Source organism: Sedimentimonas flavescens, assembly GCF_019264375.1.
Classification (GTDB): Bacteria; Pseudomonadota; Alphaproteobacteria; order Rhodobacterales; family Rhodobacteraceae; genus Rhodobacter; species Rhodobacter flavescens.
This window is the reverse complement of record NZ_JAHVAI010000007.1, coordinates 172,871-197,663: the sequence shown is the minus strand read 5'-3', so window position 1 is coordinate 197,663 and position 24,793 is coordinate 172,871. Positions and strand designations below refer to the sequence as shown.

Genomic DNA, 24,793 nt, shown 5'->3' with positions numbered 1-24,793 from the left:
CCTCACCCCTTCTTATCTGCCACAAGGTGACGCGCGATCAGTTCATTCGCAAGCGCGCGATAGGCCTCGGACCCACGCGAGGCGGTGTCGTATTGCAAAACCGGCAGCGCGTAAGACGGCGCTTCGGACACGCGCACATTGCGCGGAATCATCGTGCGGAACACGATTTCGCCCAGGGTCGCGCGGGCATCTGCCTCAACCTGTTGTGACAGGTTGTTGCGAACATCATACATCGTGAGGATAACACCCTCGATCCTCAGCAAGCGATTGGCGCTTTGGCGCACTTCGCGGATCGTCAGCATCAGCTGCGAAAGCCCTTCCAGCGCGAAGAATTCGGCCTGAAGCGGCACGAGCACCGAATGCGCAGCAACCATCGCGTTGACCGTCAGCAGGCTGAGCGAGGGCGGGCAGTCGATCAGCACGTAATCGAAGGCGAAGGCGTCGATATCCGGCTGACGCAGCGCGTCATGCAGCAAGAAGCTGCGTTTTTCGAGTGAGACAAGCTCCATATCCGCCGAAGACAGGTCGCTGTTCGCCGGGCTGATCCACAGCCCCGCCACCGCCGTCGGCAAGATCACATCCTTGAGCCGTGCATCGTCGAGCAGCAGGTCATAGGTGCTGTGCTTGCGATCCTCGGGCTCAATCCCAAGCCCGGTCGAGGCATTCCCCTGCGGATCGAGATCGACGAGCAACACGCGAAAGCCCTGTTCGGCAAGGGCGGCGGCGAGGTTGATCGTTGTGGTGGTCTTGCCCACGCCCCCCTTCTGGTTCGCGACGGCAATGATTTTCGGCCCTGGCGGACGGGTCGGATCAGACACGCTGAACTCCTGTGATCTCGAGAATCGCGGCTTCGGGATCGGTCATGCTCGGATGGGTTTTGAGGGAAATGGACCAGCTTTTCCGGGCCTCGGCAAGCTCATCGCGCCACTTCGCGCCCTTCGGGAAGAAAGCGGTGCCAGAAGGCCGCAGGTGCCGCTCGGCAAAGCCCAAAAGTGCATCAAGCGAGGCCAGGGCGCGGGCGCTCAGGAAATCGGCGCCAAGGGGCTCAACCTGCTCGATTCGCTTCGCAATCACCTGGGTATTCAGCCCGAGATCGCGCGAAACCGTAGCAAGGAAAGCCGATTTGCGCCGGTCGCTTTCGACCAGCGTCACAGTCAGATCGGGCGCCAGCTCCGCCGCGATGGCTGCAATCACAAGCCCCGGAAAGCCGCCACCGCTGCCCAGGTCTACCCAATGCCCGGCATGCGGCATTGCCAGCGCGAAAACCTGAGCGGAATCGAGGAAATGGCGCTCCCACACCTGTGCGAGGGTCGGCGCGGAAACCAGGTTGATCGCCGGGTTCCACTTTTTCAGCAGCGCCTCATAGGCGTTCAGGCGGTCGAATGTTTCACGTGAAACATCGAGCACCGCGGCAAGCCGGGCTTCCTTCGGATCGTTCATGCAGTTTTCATCCGCTTCATCTGGCGCAACTTGGCCAAGATCAGCGTCAGCGCGGCCGGAGTCACGCTGTCCACCCGCGCCGCCTGCCCGAGCGTCTGCGGACGAGCGCGCGACAGTTTCAGCTTCAACTCATTCGACAGGCCGGACATCGCCGCGTAATCGAAATCCGCCGGGATCTCCCAATTCTCGTCGCGCTTCATGGCCTCAACGTCGCGCTCTTGCCGCGCGACGTAATTCGCATAGAGCGCATCCTTAGCCAGCTGCGCCGAGATTTCCGGGGCCAGCGCCGACAGATCAGGGAAAATCCGCTCCAGATCCGGCAGGGCGATATCCGGGAAGGACAAGAGCGCAAAGGCGCTGCGCCGCGCCCCATCCTGATTGACGGCAAAACCGTGCGCCGCCGCTTCGCGCGGCGTCAGCGTCAGCGCCTCCATCAGCGCGCGGCCCGAGGCCAGCTGCTCCATCTTGCTCTCGAAGGCTATCTGGCGGGTTTCACCCACACAGCCAAGATCGAGGCCGAAGCCCGTGAGGCGTTGGTCGGCATTATCCGCCCGCAACGACAGGCGGAATTCGGCGCGCGAGGTGAACATGCGATAGGGTTCAGTCACGCCGCGCGTCGTCAGATCGTCGATCATGACACCGATATAGCTGTTGGTGCGGCTGAACTGCACAGGCTCCTGCCCTACCGCCACCCGCGCGGCGTTCAGGCCGGCGACCAAACCCTGCGCGGCGGCCTCTTCATAACCGGTCGTGCCGTTGATCTGCCCGGCCAGGAACAGGCCGGGCTGGCTCCGCAGCTCCAGACTTTGCGTCAGAGAGCGCGGATCGACGTAATCATATTCGATCGCGTAACCGGGCTGGAGGATCTTCACATCCTCCAGAGCGTAGATCGAGCGGACATAATCCTCCTGCACATCGACGGGCAGCGAGGTCGAAATCCCGTTCGGATAGACGGTGTGATCGTCCAGCCCTTCGGGCTCTAGGAAGATCTGGTGCGAGGTCTTGTCGGCGAAGCGCACGATCTTGTCCTCGATCGAGGGGCAATAGCGCGGCCCCACCCCCTCGATATGCCCGCCATACATGGCCGAGCGCGAAAGGTTGTCGCGGATAATCTGATGCGTCTGCTCATTCGTGTGCGTGATCCCACAGGAAATCTGCCTTACGAAAGGCGCGCGGTGCAGGAAAGAAAACAGCTCGGGCTCATCGTCGCCCGGCTGCATATCCAACAGCTCCCACTTGATGGTGCGGCCATCCAGACGCGGCGGCGTGCCGGTTTTCAAGCGCCCCGTCTCGATCCCCAAATCGCGCAAGTTGTCGGCGAGCGAGATCGAGGGCTTGTCGCCCATCCGACCGCCCGGCTGTTTCTGATCGCCAATATGGATCAACCCACGCAGGAAGGTGCCGGTGGTCAGCACCACCGCTTTCGCCGGAAGCTCAGCCCCATCGGCCAGGCGCACGCCAGTAATCCGGCCGCCCGCGGTCATGAAACTGGCGGCCTCGCCCTCGATCACCTCAAGGTTCGCCTGCTCGGCCGTAAGGCCTTGCATCGCCAGACGATAAAGCTTGCGGTCCGCCTGCGTGCGGGGGCCTTGCACCGCAGGGCCCTTGCGGCGGTTCAACAGGCGGAACTGGATGCCAGCCATATCGGCCGCGCGGCCCATGACGCCATCCATCGCGTCGATCTCGCGCACCAGATGGCCCTTACCCAAGCCGCCGATCGCCGGGTTGCAGGACATCACACCAATCGCATCGGCGCGCAGCGTCACCAGTGCGGTGCGCGCACCCATGCGGGCCGCGGCATGGGCGGCCTCGGTTCCGGCGTGACCGCCCCCGACAACGATGACATCAAAATGTTTCACGTGAAACACTCCTACTTGCCGATGCAAAAGCTGGCGAAGATCTCGTCAAGCAGGTGTTCAACATCCACCCGCCCCAACAGCGATTCGAGCGCCCGTGCCGCCTGCCGCAGTCCTTCGGCCGCAAGCTCGGCCCGCTCGCCCCCGCGCAATACCTCATCTTGCGCCGATTCCAAAGCCCCAATAGCGCGGATCAGCGCATCACGATGCCGTTCCCGCGACATGACGCCCGCGCCGCTGGCGCGTTCTGAAAGCCGCGCGGTGATCTCGGCAATCAGCCGATCCAACCCCTTCCCGGTCTTGCCCGAGATCGACAGCCCCTCGGTCGGGTGCAGATCGGCCTTGCCATGCACGATCAGATCGCCGTCCTGCGGCTGGATCAGCGGGATTTCATCCTGATCAAGCAGGAATATCCGCAGATCGCATTGTCCGGCGCGCTCCAATGCGCGGCGCACACCGATGGCCTCGACCACATCCTCGGTTTCGCGCAACCCCGCGGTATCGAGCAGCGTTACCGCGAGCCCGGCCAGATCCATCCGAACCTCGATCACGTCGCGCGTCGTGCCCGCGATTTCCGAGGTGATCGCCGCCTCGCGCCCCGCCAGCGCGTTGAGCAGCGTGGATTTGCCCGCGTTCGGATTGCCGACGATGGCAACCTCGAACCCCTCGCGAATCCGCTCCGCCGCCGACAGCCGCCCCAACTCGCGGCGAATGTCCTGCGCGACGCCCCCGATCAGATCGAGCACTTCGGGCGAAACATCGACGGGCACCTCTTCATCGGCAAAGTCGATGGTCGCCTCGATCAGCGCGGCGGCGCGCACCAGCTTGGACCGCCATTGATCGACAACCTGCCCCACAGCGCCCGACAGAACCCGTAGCGCCTGCTTGCGTTGCGCTTCGGTCTCGGCGTCGATCAGATCAGCAAGCCCTTCGACCTGCGCCAGATCCAACCGCCCGTTTTCCAGCGCACGGCGCGTGAACTCACCCGGCTCAGCCAGTCGCAGCCCGTCGATCCGGCCAAGCGCCTGCAAGACCGCCGCCACCGTGGCGATAGCGCCGTGGATATGCAGCTCGGCCACGTCCTCGCCGGTGAAGCTCGCGCCGCCCCGGAAGCACAGCACAACCGCCTCGTCGAGGTCTTCCGCCCCCAGACGCAACCGGCGCAGCCCCGCCACGCGCGGTTCGGGCAGGTTGCCCGCCAGCGCTTCGGCCGCGATCCAGGCGCGCGGGCCGGAAATACGAATGACGGCCACCCCCGCCTTGCCGCGGGCGGTGGCCAGAGCAAAGATCGTGTCCATGAGCCCCTCCGGGCGTCAGCCGTTCATCGACTCGAAGAATTCGCCGTTGGTCTTGGTCTGCTTGAGCTTCGAAATCAGGAACTCGATCGCATCCGTGGTGCCCATCGGGTTGAGGATACGGCGCAACAGGTAGGTCTTTTGCAGATCCTTCTGATCGACCAGCAGGTCTTCCTTCCGGGTGCCGGACTTGAGGATATCCATCGCCGGGAAGACGCGCTTGTCGGCCACTTTGCGGTCGAGCACGATCTCCGAGTTACCCGTGCCTTTGAATTCTTCGAAGATCACCTCGTCCATGCGCGATCCGGTATCGATCAGCGCGGTGGCGATGATGGTGAGCGAGCCGCCCTCTTCGATATTCCGCGCCGCACCAAAGAAACGCTTCGGGCGTTGCAGGGCGTTGGCGTCCACACCACCGGTCAGAACCTTGCCCGAGCTCGGCACGACAGTGTTATAGGCACGACCAAGTCTTGTGATCGAGTCAAGCAAGATCACAACATCTCGTTTATGCTCGACCAGGCGCTTGGCTTTCTCGATGACCATCTCGGCCACAGCCACGTGGCGCGTCGCCGGTTCGTCGAAGGTCGACGAGATCACCTCCCCTTTCACCGAGCGCTGCATGTCGGTGACTTCTTCGGGGCGTTCGTCGATCAGCAGAACGATCAGGTAGCACTCGGGGTGGTTCTTCTCGATCGAGTGGGCGATGTTTTGCAGCAGCACCGTCTTACCGGTGCGCGGCGGCGCCACGATCAGCGAACGCTGCCCCTTCCCGATCGGGGCCACCAGGTCGATGATCCGGGCGGAGCGATCCTTGATCGTCGGATCCTCGATTTCCATCTTCAGGCGCTCATCGGGATAGAGCGGCGTGAGGTTGTCGAAGGCGACCTTGTGGCGCGCGCGCTCCGGGTCTTCGAAGTTGATCTGCTCGACGCCGGTAAGGGCGAAGTAACGCTCATTCTCGCCGGGGGCGCGGATGATGCCCTCGACCGTATCCCCGGTGCGCAGGCTGAAATGACGGATCATCTCGGGCGAGACATAGATGTCATCGGGGCCGGGAAGGTAGTTCGCCTCGGGCGAGCGCAGGAAGCCGAAGCCGTCCTGAAGCACTTCAAGCACGCCATCGCCGCCGATCACGATATCGTCCTCGGCATGTTCTTTCAGGATCGAGAACATCATCTCGCCCTTGCGCATGGTCGAGGCGTTTTCGATCTCCCATTCCTCGGCCATGGCCAGCAGGTCCTTCGGGCTTTTCGCCTTCAGGTCAGAGAGGTTCAAACGTTCAGTGCTCATGGGGAATCCCACCTTGTAACGGTGCCAGCACCGGCGGGGCCGGCGCGCAAATCAGAGAAATATTCCGAAGAACCGATCGGCCGGACGGCCGGGGCTTGCCCCGCATTTACGCGCTAAGGCCCGTTGAGTCAACGAATGCTCAGAATTTGACGATCACCGAGATGACGATCACCACCATGAATAGCGTCGGAACCTCGTTCATCATGCGGTACTGGCGGCCGGTGAGCGTGTTTGAGCCATCGGCCAGCGCCTTGCGTTGCCGCGCGCACCACATATGGAACCAGGTCATACCCAGGATCGAGGCCGCCTTGGTCCACGGCCAGACGCTGCCCCAATCGACGATCCCAGGCGTGAAGACCAGCATCAGGCCGAACAGCCAGCTCGCGATCAGCGAAGGGTTCATGATCGCCTTGAGCAGCAACCGCTCCTGATGACGGAACAGCAGATCCATGTCCGAGTCCCGCTCCACGCCCTGCTTTTTCAGCCCCTCGACATGATAGACGTAAAGCCGTGGCAGGTAGAACAACCCGGCCATCCAGGCGAGCACGGACATCACGTGAAAGCTTTTCACCCAAAGGTAGTAGTCGGACAGGATGTCGGTCATGGGTCCCTCGCTTGCCGCAGGCTACTTCTAAATAAAATTCTTTATAAAAGAAAAGATGATGATGGATGTAGGCCCTGTGGGTCATGTGGATTACAGGGTTCTTCAGAACTTATCCAGAGTCTGGACAGATATTCGGTCAATCCGAGCGGTTTCTGTGGAAATCCCAGAAACTTCCAATAAGAACAGTTTGTTACAGCCTGCTGGTCAGTTGATATCTTTGCGCATAGCAGGCGTACAGTCTGTGGGCTGTGCAAAAATCCCACATTTGCCGCGAAGCCGGTCCCACAGGTGGAGAATTCGCGCCTTTCCTTGACAAAAGCCCCCGTCATTGGGGAGGAAATGAAACCCACAATTGCACCCACAGCCTTTCCCCGAGGCTTCTCCCGAGTTTTATCCACATGAGCCTGTTGCTGATCCTTGCCTCGCAATCCGCCATCCGCGCGCAGCTTTTGCGCAATGCGGGGCTGGTAGTGGAAACCCGCCCTGCCCGGATCGATGAAGAGATGATCCGCCATGCGCTGGAGGCCGAAGGCGCGAACCCGCGCGACGTGGCCGACACGCTGGCCGAGATGAAGGCCGCCAAGGTCTCGGCCGCCAATCCGGGTGTACTGACGCTCGGCGCCGATCAGGTGCTGGAGTTGAAAGGCCGCATATTCGCGAAACCCGAAAGCCCCGAGCAGGCAGTTGAACAATTGCGCGCGCTGTCGGGGCGCACGCATCGGCTGCTCTCGGCGCTGGTGGCGATGCGCGATGGTCGCCCTCTCTGGCGGCACGTGGCCGAGGTGCGGTTGACCATGCATCCGCTGTCCGACGAGTTCATCACCGATTATGTGGCCCGCAACTGGGACAGCATCCGTCACGCAGTCGGCTGCTATAAGCTGGAAGAGGAGGGCGTTCGGCTTTTCTCGGGCCTCGAAGGCGACTACTTTGCCGTCCTGGGCCTGCCCCTGATCGAATTTCTGAACTGGCTGCGCGCGCGAGGAGAGCTGACGACATGACGGATCACCCCCGAATTCCTCTGGCCGGAGTGATCGGATCGCCCATTGCCCATTCGCGCTCGCCCGCGCTGCACGGCTATTGGCTGAAGCATTACGGGATCAAGGGGCACTACATTCCGATGGATGTGGCGCGGGACGATCTGGAAACCGTGCTGCGCACCCTGCCCAAGGCCGGGTTTGTCGGCTGCAACGTCACCATCCCGCATAAAGAGGCTGCGCTGGCGCTTGCCGATGTCGTCTCGGACCGCGCGGCGCTGATCGGCGCGGCGAATACGCTGATCTTCCGCCCTGATGGCAAGATCCACGCCGACAATACCGATGGTTACGGCTTTATCGCCAACCTGCGTGACGGTGCGCCGGGCTGGCAGCCGAATGCAGGGCCCGCGGTGGTGATTGGCGCGGGCGGCGCGGCGCGCGCCATCGTTGCCTCGCTGCTTGAGGTCGGCTGCCCCGAGGTGCGCATCGCCAACCGCACCCGCGCCCGGGCCGAGAACCTGCGCACCGAGTTCGGCGCCCGCGTTGTTGTCTATGACTGGGTGCAGGCGGGCAATATGCTCGAAGGTGCTGCGACGGTGGTGAATACCTCGTCGCTTGGTATGGACGGCAAGGCCGAGTTCCGGGTGCCGCTTGATGCGCTCTCGCCCTCGGCCGTGGTCACCGACATCGTCTACACCCCCCTGCGCACGCATCTTCTGCAAGAGGCTGAGGCGATGGGCTGCGCGACGGTCGATGGTTTGGGCATGCTGCTGCATCAGGCCGTGCCGGGGTTTGAGCGCTGGTTTGGCCAACGCCCCGAGGTCACGCAAGAGCTGCGCGACGCGGTCCTGCGCGCATGAGCCGCCCGTTTCTTCTGGGCCTGACGGGCTCCATCGGCATGGGCAAGTCCACGACCGCGCAGATGTTCGCCGAGGAAGGCGTGCCGATCTGGGATGCGGATGCCACGGTGCATGCGCTGTACGCCCCGGGCGGCGCGGCGGTGGCCCCGATTGCGGCCGCCTTCCCCGGTGTTGTCGTGGATGAAGCGGTTGATCGCGCCCGCCTGCGCGAGGCATTGCAGGCCGATAAGCGGGCTCTGCCCCGGCTTGAATCCATCGTTCATCCGCTGACCACGGCGTCGCGCAGCGCCTTCATCGCGCAACATGCCGATGCCGATCTGATCCTGCTCGACATTCCCTTGATGTATGAAACCGGCGCTGATGCGGCTTGCGATGCGGTGCTTGTGGTCTCGGCCCCACCCGAAGTGCAGCGCGCCCGTGTTCTGGCGCGCGGACAGATGAGCGAGGAACAACTGGCCATGATCCTGTCGCGCCAGTTGCCAGATGCCGAGAAACGCGCCCGCGCCGATCATGTGATCGAGACCCTGACGCTTGATCAGACCCGCGCCGCCGTGCGACACCTGATTGCGCAGATCAGGGGCGGCCATGCGTGAGATTGTTCTGGACACCGAAACCACCGGCTTCGAACCCTCGGAAGGGCATCGGATCGTCGAGATCGGCGCGCTTGAGCTGTTCAACCACGTCCCCACCGGGCGCACCTATCACCAGTACATCAACCCCGAACGCGCCATGCCGAAAGAGGCCTTCGAGGTTCACGGCCTTGGCGACGACTTCTTGCGCGACAAGCCCAAGTTTGGGCAGATCGCACAGGACTTCCTCGATTTCATCGGCCCGGATTCGAAGCTCGTGATCCACAACGCCGCCTTCGACATGAAGTTCCTCAACGCCGAGCTGAGCTGGGTGAAAAAGCCGCTGATCGCCAATGATCGCGCGCTCGACACACTGATGATCGCGCGGCGCAAGTTTCCCGGCTCGCCCGCCTCGCTTGATGCACTCTGCCGCCGCTTCGGCATCGACAACTCGGCGCGGACGCTGCACGGCGCGCTTCTCGACAGTGAAATCCTGGCCGAGGTTTATCTGGAACTGATCGGTGGCCGTCAGCCGGGCTTTGGCCTGTCGATCGAGGCCTCGGACAGCCAGGGCCACGGCGCGGCTGAGCAATGGCGGCCCCATGCGCGCCCCGCACCCCTGCCCCCACGCATCACCGAGGCCGAGGCCGAGGCGCACGCCGCCTTCGTCGCCAAGCTGGGCGATAGCGCGATCTGGAAGCGATTTGCCTGACCCAAGGGCCGTATTTTACAACAAATGCGTTACAAAAGGCATTTTTCCCATTTAACCCCAACGCCATTACCCTTACATGCAACTCCGTTCTCGGTTTTGGGGGAGGATACCCATGCTGGACTTTGCTGCGATGCGCGCGACGCTGGCCGAGGCCTATGACCTCGCGCCCTCGATGGCGCTGGCCGAAGAGATGCGCGACATCCATGCCAAGATGGATCGCGTGGTTCCGCTGGTCGATTTCGCCCGCTACGCCCCCTATATTCGCGCGATCAACCGGCTGAAGGCCGAGAAGAACGCGGTGATCCTGGCGCATAACTACATGACGCCCGAGATCTATCACGGCGTGGCCGATGTGGTCGGCGACAGCCTGCAACTGGCGATCGAGGCGACTAAGGTCGAGGCTGGCACCATCGTGCAATGCGGTGTGCATTTCATGGCCGAGACCTCGAAGATCCTGAACCCTGCCAAGCGTGTGCTGATCCCCGACATGGCGGCGGGCTGCTCGCTGGCCGAGTCGATCACCGCCGAGGGCATCGCCTCGATGCGTGCGCAATATCCGGGCGCGCCGGTTGTCAGCTACGTCAACACCACTGCCGAGGTGAAGGCCGCTTCGGACATCTGCTGCACCTCGTCGAACGCGGCCCAGATCGTGGCCGCGATGGAGAGCGACGTCGTCATCATGACGCCCGACCAGTATCTGGCGCAGAACGTGGCCAAGCAGGTTCCGCAGAAGAAGGTCGTCTGGTGGGCCGGTTCGTGCATCGTGCACGAGCAATACACCGCCGAGGACATCACCGAGTTCCGCAAATGGAACCCCGAGACCCGCGTGATCGCACACCCCGAATGCCCGCCCTCGGTCGTCAGCGTTTCGGATTTCTCGGGCTCGACCTCGGGGATCATCAGCTATGTCGAGCGCGAAAAGCCGCAAAAGGCGATGCTGGTCACCGAATGCTCGATGGCTTCGAACATCGCGGATGCCCTGCCCGAGGTCGATTTCGTCGGCCCCTGCAACATGTGCCCCTATATGAAGAAGATCACGCTCGAGAAGATCCTCTGGTCGCTGCACAGCGGTCAGGCTGAGGTCTTCGTCGATCCCGAGATCGCTGCCAAGGCGCGCATCGCAGTCGAGCGGATGATCGAGCTGTCGCGGAAAATTGCCAAGTGACCACTATCGAGACCCAACGCGTCATCATCGTCGGCGCGGGTCTGGGCGCGCTTTATGCGGCGCTGAAACTTGCGCCGCGGCCGGTTCTGGTGATCTCGCCCGAAACGCTGGGTGAAGGTGCATCGTCGGCTTGGGCGCAGGGTGGGGTTGCTGCCGCGATGGCCAAGGGCGACACGCCCGAGGCTCATGCGCTGGATACGAAATATGCCGGCGCAGGCACCGTCGATGCCGAGGTGGCGCGACTGGTCACCGCAGAGGCGCGGCGCCATATCCTTGATCTGACCGATCTCGGCACGCCCTTCGACCGTGATGCCTCGGGTGGCTATGTCATGTCGCGCGAGGCCGCGCATTCGACCGCGCGCGTCGTGCGCGTCAAGGGCGACCAGGCCGGGCGTGAGATCATGCAGACCCTGATCGCCGAGGTCCGCCAGACCCCGTCCGTGCAGGTGGCCGAGGGCGTCATCGCCTCGGGGCTTGAGGTCGAGGGCGGCAAGGTCACCGGCGTCTGGGTCGAGCGCGCGCATGAACCCTCGGGGCGTACGCTGGTGCGCGCTCCGGCGGTTTTGCTGGCGGGCGGCGGATCGGGCGGATTGTTCGCCGTCACCACCAACCCGCCGCGCATTCGCGGGCAGGTCATCGGCATGGCGGCCCGCGCGGGCGCCCGCATCGCCGATCCGGAATTCATGCAGTTCCACCCCACCGCCATCGCCACCGGCGAAGACCCGGCGCCGCTGGCGACCGAGGCTTTGCGCGGCGAAGGTGCGATCCTGATCAACAACCGCGGCGAGCGCTTCATGCTGGCTGTGCATGAACTGGCTGAACTCGCGCCGCGCGACATCGTGGCCCGCGCCGTTTACCTTGAGCGTCAGGCCGGGCGCGAGCCAGCGCTTGATACCCGCGCAGTTCTGGGCGACGAGGTTCTGACCCGCTTCCCCGCCGTGGCTGAAGCCTGCAAACGTGCTGGAATAGACCCTGTTTCGCAGCCGATCCCGGTTGCCGCCGCCGCGCATTACCACATGGGCGGCGTCGATACCGACCACGAGGGGCGCGCGTCGCTGGATAACCTCTGGGTCTGCGGCGAGGCGTCCTCGACCGGGCTGCATGGCGCGAACCGACTGGCCTCGAACGGGTTGCTGGAGGCGCTGGTCTATGCCCGGATCTGCGCGCTTGGCATCGGCAAGGCGCTAGGCGCGCCCGCCCCGGCCGATCTGGTGACGCTGAGCTTCCCGCCGGGCACCGAGGCGATTGACGAGGCCGCCGTGGCTCGCCTGCGTCACGCGATGACCGATGGCGTGGGCGTTGTGCGCGACGCCGAGGGCTTGACCGATACCCTGCACGTGATCGCCGGGATCGAGGCCGAGGCGACCTCGGAATCCATGCGCAACATGACCGCGACGGCGACGCTGATTGCTGCCGCCGCGCTCAGGCGCCGGGAAAGCCGGGGCGGGCATTATCGCTCGGACTATCCGCAGGCCGATCCGGCGCAGGCCGAACGCACCCATATGACCCTTGCCGAGGCGCTGGAGATCCGCACCCGCGCGCTGGAGGAAACATGACCGCGACGCTTCCCGATTTCATCCTCGAACCGCTGGTCCGCGCGGCGCTGACCGAAGACCTTACGCCGATGGGCGACGTGACGACCCGCGCGGTGATCCCGGCGGGCACGCGCTATGTCGCGCGGCTCAATGCGCGCGAGCCGGGCGTGGTTTCTGGGATGCAGATCGCGGCGATTGCCTTCCGCCTTGTCGATCCCGGCCTGAAGGTCGAAACGCGGGTGGCCGATGGTCAGCCCTGTGCGCCGGGCCAGACGCTGATGACGATCGAGGGCGATGCGGGCTCGATCCTGATGGGTGAGCGCGTCGCGCTGAACTTCGCGGGCCGCCTGACCGGCATTGCCACGATGACGGCGGCCTTTGTTGCGCAAACCAAGGGCACCAAGGCCCGCGTGACCTGCACCCGCAAGACGACGCCGGGTCTGCGCGTTGTGGAAAAGATGGCCGTGGCGCATGGCGGTGGCTCGAACCACCGGTTCGGCCTGTCGGATGCTATCCTGATCAAGGACAACCACGTCGCCGCCGCCGGTGGCATTCGCGCCGTGCTAGAGGCCGCCCGTGCCGCGCGCAGCCACATGATGCGCATCGAGCTGGAGGTGGACAGCCTTGCGCAGCTTGAAGAGGCGCTGGAGGTCGGCGGCGCCGATGTCATCTTGCTCGACAACATGGACACCCCCACCCTGCACAAGGCCGTCGCGCTCAACGCGGGCCGCGTGGTGCTGGAGGCCTCGGGCAACATGCGCCTTGAGCGCATCGCCGAAGTGGCCGCGACGGGGGTGGATTACATCTCGTCGGGGGCGCTGACGCATTCGGCGCGCACGCTCGACCTCGGGCTGGATTTCTAGGCGAAGAAGTCGCGGAACTCGGCGAAGACCGCCTCGTAGACCGCGCGCTTGAAGGGCACGATGCCTTCGATCACCTCGGTATGGGGCTTCCACGACCAGACCGCAAATTCGGGGTGTTCGGTCGCGATGTTGACCTGGCTGTCATCGCCCAGGAAGCGGAACAGGAACCATTTCTGTTTCTGCCCGCGATAGCGGCCCTTCCAGATATTGCCCACCAGATCGGCGGGCAGATCATAGGTGATCCAGTCCTGCGTCTTGGCGAGTTTCTCGACCAGGTCGGGGCGCACGCCGGTCTCTTCCCACAGCTCGCGCAGCGCGGCCTCTTTGGGCTTTTCGCCCTCATCGATCCCGCCCTGCGGCATCTGCCAGGCGGGCACCTGGCTGTCGAGCCGCTGGCCCGTGAACACGAGCCCCTGCGGGTTGATCAGCACAACCCCCACATTCTTGCGATAGGGCAGCGCTGCGATCTGTTCGGGCGTCATTGGGGGTATCCGTGGCAAGAAAAAAGGGGGCCCGAAGGCCCCCGGTATCAGTTCGCGGGCGCAGCTACGATGCTTTCGGGCGCGGTGGCGATGGCCGAGAGGCCCTTGAGGATGTCGATCGCATAGGCGAGCTGGTAATCCTCAATCCGCAGCTTGGCAGCATCCTCGGCTTTCTTCAGCTCTTCCTCGGCCTGACGCTTTTCATCGTCGGTCATCGAGTCATTCGACAGAACGCCGCGCAGATCAGCCTCGGAACGCGGGGCACGCTTGTCCTCGTCTTCCTCTTCGGTCACCGGCGGCGGAGCGGGTTGTTCCACGACGATATCGGGCGCGATGCCAAGCGCCTGGATCGAGCGCCCCGAGGGCGTGTAGTAGCGCGCCGTGGTCAGGCGCATGGCGCCCTCGCCCTGGATCGGGATCACGGTCTGCACCGAGCCCTTGCCGAAGCTCTTCGTGCCGACAACGATGGCGCGGCGATGATCTTGCAGCGCGCCGGTAACAATCTCGGAAGCCGAGGCCGAACCGCTATTGATCAGGACGACCATCGGCTTGCCCTGCGCCAGATCGCCCGGGGTTGCGTTGAAACGCTCGCTCTCCTCGGCCCTGCGACCGCGGGTCGAGACAATCTCGCCCGCATTCAGGAAGGCATCGGAAACCGAGATCGCCTGCGTGAGCAGCCCGCCGGGGTTGTTGCGCAGGTCGATGACGAAGCCGTTCACCTTGTCGATGCCGCCCGCTTCCTCGACCGATTTCTTGAGGTTCTCTTCAAGGTTCGAGAAGGTCTGGTCGTTGAAGGTGGTGATGCGCAGCACGACGGTGGTGCCCTCGACCCGGCTCTTCACGGCGGTCAGCTTGATCGTGTCGCGGGTGATGGCCACGTCGAACGGCTCGGGCGTGCCTTCGCGCACGACGGTGATGGAGATCTCGCTGCCGACTGGGCCGCGCATCTTGTCCACCGCCTGATCGAGCGTCAGCCCCAGCACACTTTCGCCATCCACATGGGTGATGAAATCTCCGGCCTGAATGCCGGCCGCAGCCGCGGGGGTTCCGTCGATCGGCGAGACGACCTTGACGAAGCCCTCTTCCTGCGTGACCTCGATCCCCAGACCGCCGAACGAGCCGCGCGTCTGCACCTTCATATCGGTGTAATCGTCGGGCGGCAGGTAGCTCGAATGCGGATCGAGCGAACTGAGCATGCCGTTGATCGCGGCCTCGATCAGCTTCTTGTCATCCACCTGCTCGACATAGTCCTGACGGATGCGTTCGAAGATGTCGCCGAACAGGTCGAGCTGCTCATAGACCGACACCGGCTTGGCCGCTTCCTGGGCCAGAAGGGGGGCTGCAATCTGCGTGGAGATCAGCGCCCCGGCAACGGTGCCGCCAATTGCGGCCATCACGAACTTCTTCATTCTTAACCCTTGATCCTACTGGTCTCTGGTTTGGGTGAACCACGCGGCGGGGTCCACGGGCGCATCGCCCTCTCTCAATTCCAAGTAAAGCGTCTCCGTCCGTCCTGCGCCACCGCCATCTTGCGCCGCCTGAACGAATTCCGCCCCGAATTCCTGTGCGCCCGGTTCGGCGCCACCCATCAACCCGATGGGAGAGCCGCGCTCAAGCACATCGCCGGTTTCACCATAGACCGTGCCAAGCCCCGCCAGAACCAGAAGATAGCCCTCTGCGGGCTCGACGATCATCACATTTCCGTAGTCCAACAGCGGCCCGCGGTAGCGGATCGTCGCAGGCCAGGGCGCAGCGACCAGCGCGGAGGGGGCCGTGGCGATCAAAAGGCCGGGGCGGCGGATGCCTGCGGCGTCGGCCTCGTTGAACTTGCGCAGCACCGATCCCATGACCGGAAGGGGCAACGTTCCACGGGCGCTGGCGAAATCCTCAAGCGGCGGGCCGATGTCATAGTCGAGGCCGGTCAGCCCGGTGGCAAAGCCCTCCAGCGTATCGGCGCTTTCGACAAGCAGGCGCAGATCTTCGGGGTCTTCCAGATAGCGCCCCGGCAGGGCGCTGCGCTGCGCGATCGCCTCGCTCAGCGCGGTGCGCGCCGCTTGGGCCGAGGCAAGCCCGCCCTCCAGCACCGCGGCCGCGTTCTTTTGCAGGGCGCGTAGGGTGGCGATTTCTTCCAGCTCACCGCGCATCGCCTCGGCCTCGGCCTGCAGGGCCGGGGTCACTGCCCCCAGCACCATGCCCGAGCGCGCCGAGCCAAGAGGCCCCGTTGGGTGCAGCAGCAAGAGCGGCCCTTCGGATTGCTCCATCGTGCTCATCACACCCAGAAGCCGCCCGATCTGGTCGCGCTGCGCATCGAAGCCCGCCTTGATCTCGCGCTCGCGGATCACGGCGCGGCGCAACCCGTCACGCAACGCACCGAGGCCACGTTCATAAGCAGTCAGCGTCTCGGTCAGCGCGGCGATGCGGTCGGCCTTGGTCTGCGCCTCATCCAACGCAGTGATCGAGGCGCGCAGATCCTCGGCCGCCTGCAACGCGCTGTCGGCGGCAGGGCTGGCCAGCGCCGCCGAGGCGCTCAGCATCCAGGCAAGTAGGGTGGCGCGCATCACCGCCCGATCAGCGACTTGCCGGTCATTTCGGGCGGCACGGGCAGTTGCATCAGGTCAAGCAGCGTCGGCGCCAGATCGGCCAGACGGCCCTTGTGCAGCGTGGCCCCCGCCGGGCCGCCGACCAGCGCCACCGGCACCGGGTTCGTGGTATGCGCCGTGTGCGGGCCGCCCGTCACCGGGTCGATCATGGTTTCGCAGTTACCGTGGTCGGCGGTGATAATCATCGCACCCCCGGCCTTTTCCAGCGCGGCCAGCACGCGGCCCAGATCGCGGTCGATCTCTTCGCAGGCGGCGATGGCGGCGGGCAGGCTGCCGGTATGGCCGACCATGTCGGGGTTGGCGTAGTTCACCACGATCAGGTCATAGCCCTTCTCGATCGCCTCGACGAATTTGTCGGTGACCTCGGGCGCGCTCATCTCGGGTTGCAGATCGTAGGTCGCGACTTTGGGCGATTTCGGCATGAAGCGATCCTCGCCCTCCCAAGGTGCTTCCTTGCCGCCATTGAGGAAGAAGGTCACATGCGGGTATTTCTCGGTTTCGGCCAGGTGGAACTGTGTCAGCCCCTGTTTCGAGACCCACTCGCCCAAAGTGTTGACGATGTCGCGCTTGGGATAAGCGGTGTCCATGTATTTGCTGTGATCGACCGAATACTCGACCATCCCCAGTAGCGCCGACCATTTCGGGCGGGCCGAGGTATCGAGCTCGGCAAAACCGGGCTCGGCGAGCGCGCGCAGGATCTCACGCGCGCGGTCGGCGCGGAAGTTCAGGCAGAAGAAGCCGTCATTATCGGCGGTGCCGGTGTAGCCCGCGATCACGGTGGGCTTGATGAATTCGTCCATCTCGCCCTTGGCATAGGATTGCGCGACGGCCTCGGCCGGCGTGGCGGCATGCAGCCCCTCGGCCTTGACCATGGCGTCATAGGCGAGGCCCACGCGCTCCCACCGGTTGTCGCGATCCATCGCCCAGTAGCGCCCGATCACCGTGCCGAGGGTGCAGCCCTCGGGCAGGCGCGCCACGAAATCGTCGATGAAGCGCGCGGCGCTGTCGGGGGCCACGTCACGCCCGTCGGTGATCGCGTGGACCACGACCGGAACGCCCGCCCCGGCCAGCGCCTTGCAGGCGGCCAGCGTGTGTTCGATATGGCCATGAACGCCGCCATCCGAAATCACGCCCATCAGATGCGCGCGACCGCCAGCGATCTTCACCGTCTCGGTGAACTTCAAGATCGCCTCATTTTGGAAAAAGGAGCCATCCTCGATTGCGAGGTCGATCTGGCCCAGATCCATCGCCACCACGCGACCCGCGCCGATATTGGTGTGCCCAACCTCAGAGTTGCCCATCTGCCCGGTCGGCAGGCCGACATCGGGGCCATATGTGATCAGCGTGGCCTTGGGGCATGTCGCGAAGACGCGGTCAAGGTTGGGGGTGTTGGCTTGCGCAGGCGCGTTGCCCTCGATCTCGGCGCGCTCGCCCCAGCCATCGAGAATGCACAGCACGACAGGTTTCGGACGGGTCATCGGGGCCTCCTGTAGGGTTCGCGCCCTTTTACGCGCCCGCAGCGCCACGGGCAACTGCGACGGTTTCCCCTCGCCAGGGTGTGAGCGTGGAATGCCGGGGCAGGCGCGCCGCGGGCGCGCAAAAAGGCGCGGGGCCCAATGTGAACCGGACTGCCAAGCCCATGCCGAAGGCAGATTTGGGAGGCTTGATGAAGGCAGCCGGACATACCCGCGCAGAAAGGAGGCTGTCTGGGCTAGGATGTCGGGAAATTGGTCGGAGCGAGAGGATTCGAACCTCCGACCCCCTGCTCCCGAAGCAGGTGCGCTACCAGGCTGCGCTACGCTCCGACCGTGTGGAGGCGAGTTACCGACTCCGTCCGGCATTTGCAAGGGGGATTCTGCGTCTTTTCCGTTACCTTGTGCCGCTGCGACCGGTCAGGTTCAGCGCGCGCTGCAACAGCGACGAGCGCGGTGTTGTCACGGTTTCCGTGCGGCCGCGGGTTTGCAGCACGGGGCGGTTTTGCGACACGTTCGCAGTGCTTTCGCGCCAGACGATATAGGTGCCCGAGGCAATGACGACGCCCGCGCCAAGCATCGTTGGCCCGTCAATCCCCTCGCCAAAGAAGAACCAGCCGTAGATCACCGCCCAGACGATCTGCGAATACTGCATCGGCGCGACGATCGCGGCCTCGCCCTCGCGATAGGCCAGGATCTGCAGAAAGGCCCCCGTGAGACCAAAGAGCGCGACCACCGCCAGCAAGCCCAGATCGCGCAGCTCCAGCGGGACCCAAACCAGCGGCAGCACTGCCCCCATGGCCAGGAAGTTGCCCAGAAGCGGCGAGAGCAGCATCACGACCGAGCGTTCTTCATTGCCGATCTTGCGGATGATGATCGACGCGACCGAGCCGCAGAGCGCCGCCGTCATCGCGGCGATATGGCCCAGGCCCAGCTCGGCCTGCCCCGGGCGCACCACGATCAGCACCCCGAGCAACCCGATGATCACCGCCGCCCAACGATGGGGGCCGACCTTCTCGCCCAAGACCGGAATTGCGAGGATCGTGATCAGCAGCGGCATCGCGAAGAGGATCGGGTAAACCTGAGCGAGCGGCAGATGCGAAAAGGCGTAAAACGCGCAGACCCCGGTGATCACGGTGCAGATCGCGCGCGCCAGCACCCACCAGGGATGGATGGGGCGCAGATGGCCCTCGCGTTTGTCCTTGAGCATGATGAGCGAGAGGATCGGAAAGCTGAGCAGCGCGGCAAAGAAAATGATCTGAACGGCCGAGTACCGCTCGCCCAGTGTCTTCACCACGGCATCATGCGTCGCGTAGATCGCCATCGCCAGCAGGGCGAGCCCCGCCCCCTTGCTGTTGGATCTGCCTGCGTGCATCGCAACCCTCCTGTTAGCGCTCCCATACGCCCGGGGTGGCGCATTTGGCAAGGACGCAACGCAAAACGGCGCGGATTTCTCCGCGCCGTTCCAAATCGGTCAGCCGCTGATCAGAGGCTTGCGTCGAGTGCCTCGATGATCTTGGCGCCCATCTCGACGGTCGAAACTGCGGTGCCGCCCTCGGGGCCCATCAGGTCAGCGGTGCGCACGCCCTCGGCCAGCACCTTCTCGATCGCCTTCTCAAGGCGGCTCGCCTCGTCGCCCTGATCGAAGCTGTAGCGCAGCGCCATGGCGAAGCTGAGGATACAGGCGATCGGGTTGGCCTTGCCCTGACCGGCAATATCGGGGGCCGAGCCGTGGACGGGTTCGTACATCGCTTTCGGGCGGCCGTTCTCCATCGGCGCACCAAGCGAGGCCGAGGGCAGCATGCCGAGCGAGCCGGTGAGCATCGCCGCGCAATCCGAGAGGATGTCGCCAAAGAGGTTGTCGGTCACGATGACGTCGAACTGCTTGGGCCAGCGCACCAGCTGCATCGCTCCGTTGTCGGCATACATATGCGACAGCTCGACCTCGGGATATTCCTCGTCATGGATGCGCTGGACGACTTCGCGCCACAGGATGCCCGATTCCATCACGTTGGCCTTCTCCATCGAGCAGACCTTGTTGCCGCGGCGCTTGGCCAGCTCGAAGGCCGAACGCGCGACGCGCTCAATCTCGCTCTCGGTGTAGCGCTGGGTGTTGATCCCCACGCGCTCGCCGTTCTCTTCGAAGATCCCGCGCGGCGTGCCGAAATAGACGCCCGAGGTCAGCTCGCGCACGATCATGATGTCGAGGCCCGCGACCACATCTTTCTTGAGCGACGAGAAATCGGCGAGCGCGTCGAAGCACTGCGCCGGGCGCAGGTTCGAGAACAGGTCCATTTCCTTGCGCAGGCGCAGCAGGCCGCGCTCGGGCTTCACCGAGAAGTCGAGGTTGTCGTATTTCGGGCCGCCCACGGCACCCAGCAGGACCGCGTCCACCTCTTGTGCCTTGGCCATGGTCTCATCTGCCAGCGGCTTGCCATGCACGTCATAGGCGGCGCCGCCGACGAGGTCTTCGCTCACGTCGAAAACGAGGCCGCGCTTGTCGCCGTACCAGCTGATGATCTTTTTCACCTCGGCCATGACTTCAGGGCCGATACCGTCGCCGGCAAGGATGAGGATGGAAGGGTTGGCCATTCGTTTTCTCCAACGTCTATTGGTTGGAAGCGGCCTAACCAATGCCCGCCGCCGGGTCAAGACAAGCCTTGGAAATGCGCCTCAGGGCAGCGAAATATCCACCCAGACAAGAGCATGGCGCGAGGCGGTTGCGGCTGTGCGCGCCATCGGCGCCTCGGGGGCGGGCCAGAAGGTGCCCGCGCCGCGCACCGCCAGATCGCGCGAGGGCAGCACATAATCGACGCGCATATTGCCAACGCGCGCATCGTCCCAATCAGCTGTATCAAGCGCCGCCTCGCCCCCATGCTGCGCGTTGCGCCCGGTCTGCGGTGCCATGGCCGCGCCCACGCTGGCGGGGCGGGGATCTTGCAAGCGCGGATGGGCCAGCAGCGCGCGTAACGCCTCGGGGCGGCCCTCGCCATCCACCGGGTCGAGGTTCGCGTCGCCGAGCAGCACGAAAGGCCCCCCGGGCGGGGTCATGGGCAAATCGCCGTCGAGGTAGCGCAGCCAGAAGGCGGCCTCGTCATGGTTGCGCCGGCCGTTGCGATCCTCGGGGCCATCGAAAACCGGCGGGGTCGCGGCCCAGGCCAGCAGGTGCAGGCTTTGGCCGCCCACGCGCAGCGACAGATCCCAATGCGCGGTCGAAGAGAGACGCTGCACGGCCATCGCCTCGGGCGAGAGGCCCGCGCCCTCGATCAGGTTTCCCGGCAGGTCGCGCCAGAGAAAGCCCGAGAAATCCTGCGCAGCTTCAGTCTCGATCGGATAGCGCGACAACAGCGCCAAGCCGCCCTCGCCCGAAAAGCGGCCAAAGCCCTGTGCATCCCCCGCGCCGCCCGTTTTGCCGTCGCCATCCAGGTCGAGACCGCTTGCCATGCCGCTATTGGGCCGCGCGGCGAAGCGATGCGGATAGGCCACCCCCGCCCCGGCCAGCCGATCGGCAAAGGCACGCAGCGCGGCGCCGTCGAAATCCCAGTCGAAGCCGGTCAGCAGCAGAATATCGGGGGCGGTCTCGGCAATTACCGCGATGGCGGCAGCGATCTGCGCATCCTTGCCTTCGTCAATATCGCGCAGTAGCAAGCCCGGCCCCTTGCGGGTCAGATCGGGCGTCCAGGTGGCGATGCGAAGCGTTTCAGCGGCAGCAGGCCCGGCCAGAGCAAGGGCGATCAGGCCGCCAGATAGCCCGAGCCAACCGCGAGGCGGCGCTTTTCCTCGATCATGTCGGCGATCCGCCCCATGGCGAGGCCGCGCATGAACAGGCTTGTCGGAAGGAAAGACCATGCCGTCACCGTCCAGATCATCGTTTGCGGCGTTTCCAGCGTGATCGGCTCGAAGGTCGTCGAGATCGCCTTGAGGATCGCGGGAATGATGAAGGGAAGCAGGAAGCCCAACGCGATATTGGCCCAGCTGTCGCGGCGCAGCTGCTCGACCACGTCGCCGCCGACGGTCGGGTCGAAGGTGGGCAGGTTGACCCAGACGTTGAAGCCGCCCCGCGCGGTCGGCCAGCCCGCCAGACGCATCACCAGAATAAAGAGGCCAAGCGTGGTGATCGAGATCAGGTAGCTGATCCCGCCCACGGTGCGCAGCAGCTCCACATGCGCCGGGTCGGTGCCACGCGGAAGCATCAGCGAGAGGATGCGCACCGGGCTATAGGGAAAGTCGAGCTTGGAAGCGAGGCTTGCGCTGACCACATCGACGAACTGGGTCAGGGTCGAAGGCTCGAACCGGTCAAGGATGATCAGCGACTGGGTGATGATGATCCCCGCAAGCGCCAGAAACCGGATGCGATTGAAGGGCGGCGCGTCGCGGAACTCGACCAGACCGGGATAGACCGAGGCATATTCGAACAGGATGAACATCGCTGCGAAGAGCGACACGAGAGCAACGATCTGGACAGTATCACGCGACACGGCAGGAAGCAGAAGCGCGGGGGTCACGATGACCAGACCCACGAGAATTGCGCGCAGCAACGCCCCTGCAATGCGTGAAATCACCGCTCTAACCCCTCACCACGGACGGTTCCGATACGATGCCGGCCCCTTGTCCCATGTTGTTGCCGCCGGATTATGGCGGACTGCCTCATTCTTGCCATCATTTTGCCCAATTCCGGATTGGCAGGCAATCTTTCAATCACCATCCTCGCAAATTTAAAACAAATCACCAGTGACTGGTGCCGCTTTGCACCAAGAATGGTGCAAAAATAAGGCCGCCCAGAGGGCGGCCCAATATCTTGTATATCAGTGGTTTAAGGCCACTAACTGGATCAGACCCAGGGACGCGACTGCGCCGACTGTGCCTCGAAGGTATCGATGGCCGAGACCTTCTCAAGCGTCAGGCCGATGTCGTCGAGACCGTTGATCAGGCAGTGCTTCTTGAACGCATCCACTTCGAACGGAATGGTGACGCCATCCGAGGTGGTGATCTGCTGGTTCTCCAGATCGACGGTCATGCGCGCGTTGGCGCCCTTCTCAGCGTCCTTCATCAGCAGATCGACCTCGGCCTGCGGCAGCACGATCGGCAGCATGCCGTTCTTGAAGCAGTTGTTGAAGAAGATGTCGGCAAACGAGGTCGAGACGATGACCTTGATGCCGAAATCCGCCAGCGCCCAGGGGGCGTGCTCGCGCGAGGAACCGCAGCCGAAGTTGTCGCCCGCGATCAGGATCGAGGCGTCGCGGTACTGCGGCTTGTTCAGCACGAAGTCGGGCAGCTCGTTGCCCGCGCGGTCATAGCGCATCTCGTCGAACAGGTTCACGCCGAGGCCCGAACGCTTGATCGTCTTGAGGAAGACCTTCGGGATGATCATGTCGGTGTCGATGTTCACCAGCGGCATGGGCGCCGCGATGCCGGTCACTTTTTGAAACTTTTCCATCGTCGCGGCTCCTCAGGCGATTTCTTCTGCGGCCATCAGCTCGCGCACATCGGTCAGGTGACCGGTGATCGCGGCAGCAGCGGCCATGGCGGGGCTCATCAGGTGGGTGCGGCCCTTGTAGCCCTGACGGCCCTCGAAGTTGCGGTTCGAGGTCGAGGCGCAGCGCTCGTATTCGGCCAGCTGGTCGGGGTTCATCGCGAGGCACATCGAGCAGCCCGCCATGCGCCATTCAAACCCGGCCTCGGTGAAGATCTGGTCCAGACCCTCTTCCTCGGCCTGGTGACGCACAAGGCCCGAGCCCGGAACGACCATGGCGCGCACACCATTGGCGAGCTTCTTGCCCTTCACCACCTTGGCGGCGGCGCGCAGATCCTCGATCCGGCCGTTGGTGCAGGAACCGATGAAGACCACGTCGATCTTGATGTCGGTCAGCTTCTGGCCGGGCTCGAGGCCCATGTAGTCGAGCGAGCGCTTGGCCGCATCGACCTTGCCGCCGGTAAAGCTTTCCGCCGCCGGGACGACGGCCGAGATCGGCAGCACGTCCTCGGGCGAGGTGCCCCAGGTCACGACCGGCTCGATGTCTTCAGCGCGGATGGTGACGACCTTGTCGAAATGCGCGCCTTCATCGGTGAAGAGCGTCTTCCACCAGTTCAGCGCGGCCTCGTATTGCGCGCCTTTCGGGGCGTGCGGGCGGCCTTTGACATATTCGAAGGTCTTTTCGTCCGGCGCGATCAGGCCGGCGCGGGCGCCGCCTTCGATCGCCATGTTGCACACGGTCATGCGGCCTTCCATCGACAGATCGCGGATCGCTTCGCCGCAATACTCGATGACATAGCCGGTGCCGCCGGCGGTGCCGGTGTGGCCGATGACGGCGAGCGTGATGTCCTTGGCGGTCACGCCGGGCTTGAGCTTGCCGGTGATCTCGACCTTCATGTTCTTCGATTTCTTCTGGATCAGCGTCTGCGTCGCCAGAACGTGCTCGACCTCCGAAGTGCCGATGCCGTGGGCCAGCGCGCCGAAAGCGCCGTGGGTGGCCGTGTGGCTGTCACCACAAACGACGGTCATGCCCGGCAGCGTCCAGCCCTGCTCGGGGCCGACGATGTGCACGATGCCCTGACGGATGTCGTTCACCGGATAGTAGTTGATGCCGAAATCCTTGGCGTTCTTGTCGAGCGCCTCGACCTGGATCCGGCTTTCCTCGTTGGCGATCACGCCCGAGACGCGATCGAGCGTGGTCGGAACGTTGTGGTCCGGCACGGCGATGGTCTTTTCGGGGGCGCGCACCGGGCGGCCCGCCATGCGCAGACCTTCAAAGGCCTGGGGCGAGGTCACTTCGTGGACCAGGTGGCGGTCGATATACAGCAGGCAGGTGCCGTCTTCGTCCTGGGAAACGACGTGGGCATCCCAGATCTTGTCATAGAGCGTTTTGGGAGCGGACATGGCTCTCTCTTTCGATGGCTGTGAATTGGTCAGGGCAGGCGGCCGCGCCGGCAAGGGGCGACCGCAGGCGACAGGGACGCATGATCGCGGCCCCGCGCCGACATCAAAGTCGGGCGAGGATGGAACGGCTTTCGCCGTAGAAGCGCTCGCGCAGGCGGGCGCGGTCATCCATGTCGATAATTCGGCTCATGCGCCGCTA

Annotated in this window: 23 protein-coding genes and 1 tRNA gene; 7 read left to right on the top strand and 17 right to left on the bottom strand. The window is 64.2% G+C overall.

Going from position 1 to position 24,793, the window contains the following annotated elements:
• Positions 1-2: 2 nt before the first annotated feature.
• The 6 genes from KTQ37_RS08970 to KTQ37_RS08945 all read right to left on the bottom strand — a co-directional run bounded on the left by KTQ37_RS08970 (position 3) and on the right by KTQ37_RS08945 (position 6,485).
• Positions 3-818, bottom strand: a complete 816-nt coding sequence (locus KTQ37_RS08970; protein WP_218630166.1) for a ParA family protein — start codon at positions 816-818, stop codon at positions 3-5.
• A complete protein-coding gene (gene rsmG, locus KTQ37_RS08965) occupies positions 811-1,440 on the bottom strand; it encodes a 16S rRNA (guanine(527)-N(7))-methyltransferase RsmG (protein WP_218630165.1) in 630 nt (209 codons plus the stop codon). The genes KTQ37_RS08970 and rsmG overlap by 8 nt, the downstream gene beginning before the upstream one ends.
• Positions 1,437-3,299 (bottom strand): tRNA uridine-5-carboxymethylaminomethyl(34) synthesis enzyme MnmG, encoded by a 1,863-nt coding sequence (gene mnmG / locus KTQ37_RS08960; protein ID WP_218630164.1) that lies wholly within the window; start codon positions 3,297-3,299, stop codon positions 1,437-1,439. Before mnmG ends, rsmG begins: the two co-directional genes overlap by 4 nt.
• An 11-nt stretch (positions 3,300-3,310) precedes the next feature.
• Positions 3,311-4,594 carry a tRNA uridine-5-carboxymethylaminomethyl(34) synthesis GTPase MnmE gene (mnmE, locus tag KTQ37_RS08955; protein ID WP_218630163.1) on the bottom strand — a complete coding sequence of 428 codons (1,284 nt, stop codon included), beginning with the start codon at positions 4,592-4,594 and terminating at the stop codon, positions 3,311-3,313.
• 15 nt (positions 4,595-4,609) lie between these two features.
• A complete protein-coding gene (rho, locus tag KTQ37_RS08950; RefSeq protein ID WP_218630162.1) occupies positions 4,610-5,881 on the bottom strand; it encodes a transcription termination factor Rho in 1,272 nt (423 codons plus the stop codon).
• A 139-nt stretch (positions 5,882-6,020) separates the two neighbouring features.
• Positions 6,021-6,485: a CopD family protein gene (locus KTQ37_RS08945; protein WP_218630161.1), complete on the bottom strand. Its 465-nt coding sequence runs from the start codon at positions 6,483-6,485 to the stop codon at positions 6,021-6,023.
• A gap of 398 nt (positions 6,486-6,883) precedes the next feature.
• On the opposite strand from KTQ37_RS08945, the gene KTQ37_RS08940 reads away from it, so the two are divergent.
• The 7 genes from KTQ37_RS08940 to nadC all read left to right on the top strand — a co-directional run bounded on the left by KTQ37_RS08940 (position 6,884) and on the right by nadC (position 13,163).
• The gene (locus KTQ37_RS08940) at positions 6,884-7,483 is read left to right on the top strand and encodes a Maf family protein (RefSeq protein WP_218630160.1); all 600 of its coding nucleotides are present in this window, start codon (positions 6,884-6,886) and stop codon (positions 7,481-7,483) included.
• Positions 7,480-8,319 carry a shikimate dehydrogenase gene (locus KTQ37_RS08935; RefSeq protein ID WP_218630159.1) on the top strand — a complete coding sequence of 280 codons (840 nt, stop codon included), beginning with the start codon at positions 7,480-7,482 and terminating at the stop codon, positions 8,317-8,319. Before KTQ37_RS08940 ends, KTQ37_RS08935 begins: the two co-directional genes overlap by 4 nt.
• Positions 8,316-8,912 (top strand): dephospho-CoA kinase, encoded by a 597-nt coding sequence (gene coaE / locus KTQ37_RS08930; RefSeq protein ID WP_218630158.1) that lies wholly within the window; start codon positions 8,316-8,318, stop codon positions 8,910-8,912. Before KTQ37_RS08935 ends, coaE begins: the two co-directional genes overlap by 4 nt.
• On the top strand, positions 8,905-9,600 hold the full coding sequence (gene dnaQ, locus KTQ37_RS08925) for a DNA polymerase III subunit epsilon (protein WP_218630157.1): 696 nt from the start codon (positions 8,905-8,907) through the stop codon (positions 9,598-9,600). The genes coaE and dnaQ overlap by 8 nt, the downstream gene beginning before the upstream one ends.
• A gap of 112 nt (positions 9,601-9,712) precedes the next feature.
• Positions 9,713-10,765: a quinolinate synthase NadA gene (gene nadA / locus KTQ37_RS08920; RefSeq protein WP_218630156.1), complete on the top strand. Its 1,053-nt coding sequence runs from the start codon at positions 9,713-9,715 to the stop codon at positions 10,763-10,765.
• Positions 10,762-12,321, top strand: coding sequence for an L-aspartate oxidase (locus KTQ37_RS08915; RefSeq protein ID WP_328799710.1), 1,560 nt, complete (start codon positions 10,762-10,764; stop codon positions 12,319-12,321). Before nadA ends, KTQ37_RS08915 begins: the two co-directional genes overlap by 4 nt.
• Positions 12,318-13,163, top strand: coding sequence for a carboxylating nicotinate-nucleotide diphosphorylase (gene nadC, locus KTQ37_RS08910; protein WP_218630155.1), 846 nt, complete (start codon positions 12,318-12,320; stop codon positions 13,161-13,163). Before KTQ37_RS08915 ends, nadC begins: the two co-directional genes overlap by 4 nt.
• Here the strand turns inward: nadC and KTQ37_RS08905 are convergent.
• From KTQ37_RS08905 to leuC, 11 genes are all read right to left on the bottom strand, one after another.
• The gene (locus KTQ37_RS08905) at positions 13,160-13,645 is read right to left on the bottom strand and encodes an RNA pyrophosphohydrolase (RefSeq protein WP_218630154.1); all 486 of its coding nucleotides are present in this window, start codon (positions 13,643-13,645) and stop codon (positions 13,160-13,162) included. The genes nadC and KTQ37_RS08905 overlap by 4 nt on opposite strands.
• A gap of 47 nt (positions 13,646-13,692) precedes the next feature.
• Positions 13,693-15,054 carry a S41 family peptidase gene (locus tag KTQ37_RS08900; protein WP_218630153.1) on the bottom strand — a complete coding sequence of 454 codons (1,362 nt, stop codon included), beginning with the start codon at positions 15,052-15,054 and terminating at the stop codon, positions 13,693-13,695.
• A gap of 15 nt (positions 15,055-15,069) precedes the next feature.
• Complete coding sequence (locus tag KTQ37_RS08895; RefSeq protein ID WP_218630152.1) at positions 15,070-16,206, bottom strand: murein hydrolase activator EnvC family protein; 1,137 nt, start codon at positions 16,204-16,206, stop codon at positions 15,070-15,072.
• On the bottom strand, positions 16,203-17,723 hold the full coding sequence (gene gpmI / locus KTQ37_RS08890; RefSeq protein WP_218630151.1) for a 2,3-bisphosphoglycerate-independent phosphoglycerate mutase: 1,521 nt from the start codon (positions 17,721-17,723) through the stop codon (positions 16,203-16,205). The genes KTQ37_RS08895 and gpmI overlap by 4 nt, the downstream gene beginning before the upstream one ends.
• 250 nt (positions 17,724-17,973) lie before the next feature.
• A tRNA-Pro gene (locus KTQ37_RS08885) sits at positions 17,974-18,050 on the bottom strand.
• 64 nt (positions 18,051-18,114) lie between these two features.
• Positions 18,115-19,092 (bottom strand): DMT family transporter, encoded by a 978-nt coding sequence (locus KTQ37_RS08880; protein WP_218630150.1) that lies wholly within the window; start codon positions 19,090-19,092, stop codon positions 18,115-18,117.
• 110 nt (positions 19,093-19,202) lie between these two features.
• Positions 19,203-20,309: a 3-isopropylmalate dehydrogenase gene (leuB, locus tag KTQ37_RS08875; RefSeq protein WP_218630149.1), complete on the bottom strand. Its 1,107-nt coding sequence runs from the start codon at positions 20,307-20,309 to the stop codon at positions 19,203-19,205.
• 81 nt (positions 20,310-20,390) lie between these two features.
• A complete protein-coding gene (locus KTQ37_RS08870; RefSeq protein WP_328799709.1) occupies positions 20,391-21,365 on the bottom strand; it encodes an endonuclease/exonuclease/phosphatase family protein in 975 nt (324 codons plus the stop codon).
• Positions 21,366-21,451: 86 nt separating this feature from the next.
• Complete coding sequence (locus KTQ37_RS08865) at positions 21,452-22,279, bottom strand: hypothetical protein (protein WP_218630147.1); 828 nt, start codon at positions 22,277-22,279, stop codon at positions 21,452-21,454.
• A 269-nt stretch (positions 22,280-22,548) separates the two neighbouring features.
• On the bottom strand, positions 22,549-23,154 hold the full coding sequence (gene leuD / locus KTQ37_RS08860; protein ID WP_218630146.1) for a 3-isopropylmalate dehydratase small subunit: 606 nt from the start codon (positions 23,152-23,154) through the stop codon (positions 22,549-22,551).
• A gap of 12 nt (positions 23,155-23,166) precedes the next feature.
• Positions 23,167-24,594: a 3-isopropylmalate dehydratase large subunit gene (leuC, locus tag KTQ37_RS08855; protein WP_218630145.1), complete on the bottom strand. Its 1,428-nt coding sequence runs from the start codon at positions 24,592-24,594 to the stop codon at positions 23,167-23,169.
• Positions 24,595-24,793: the final 199 nt, after the last annotated feature.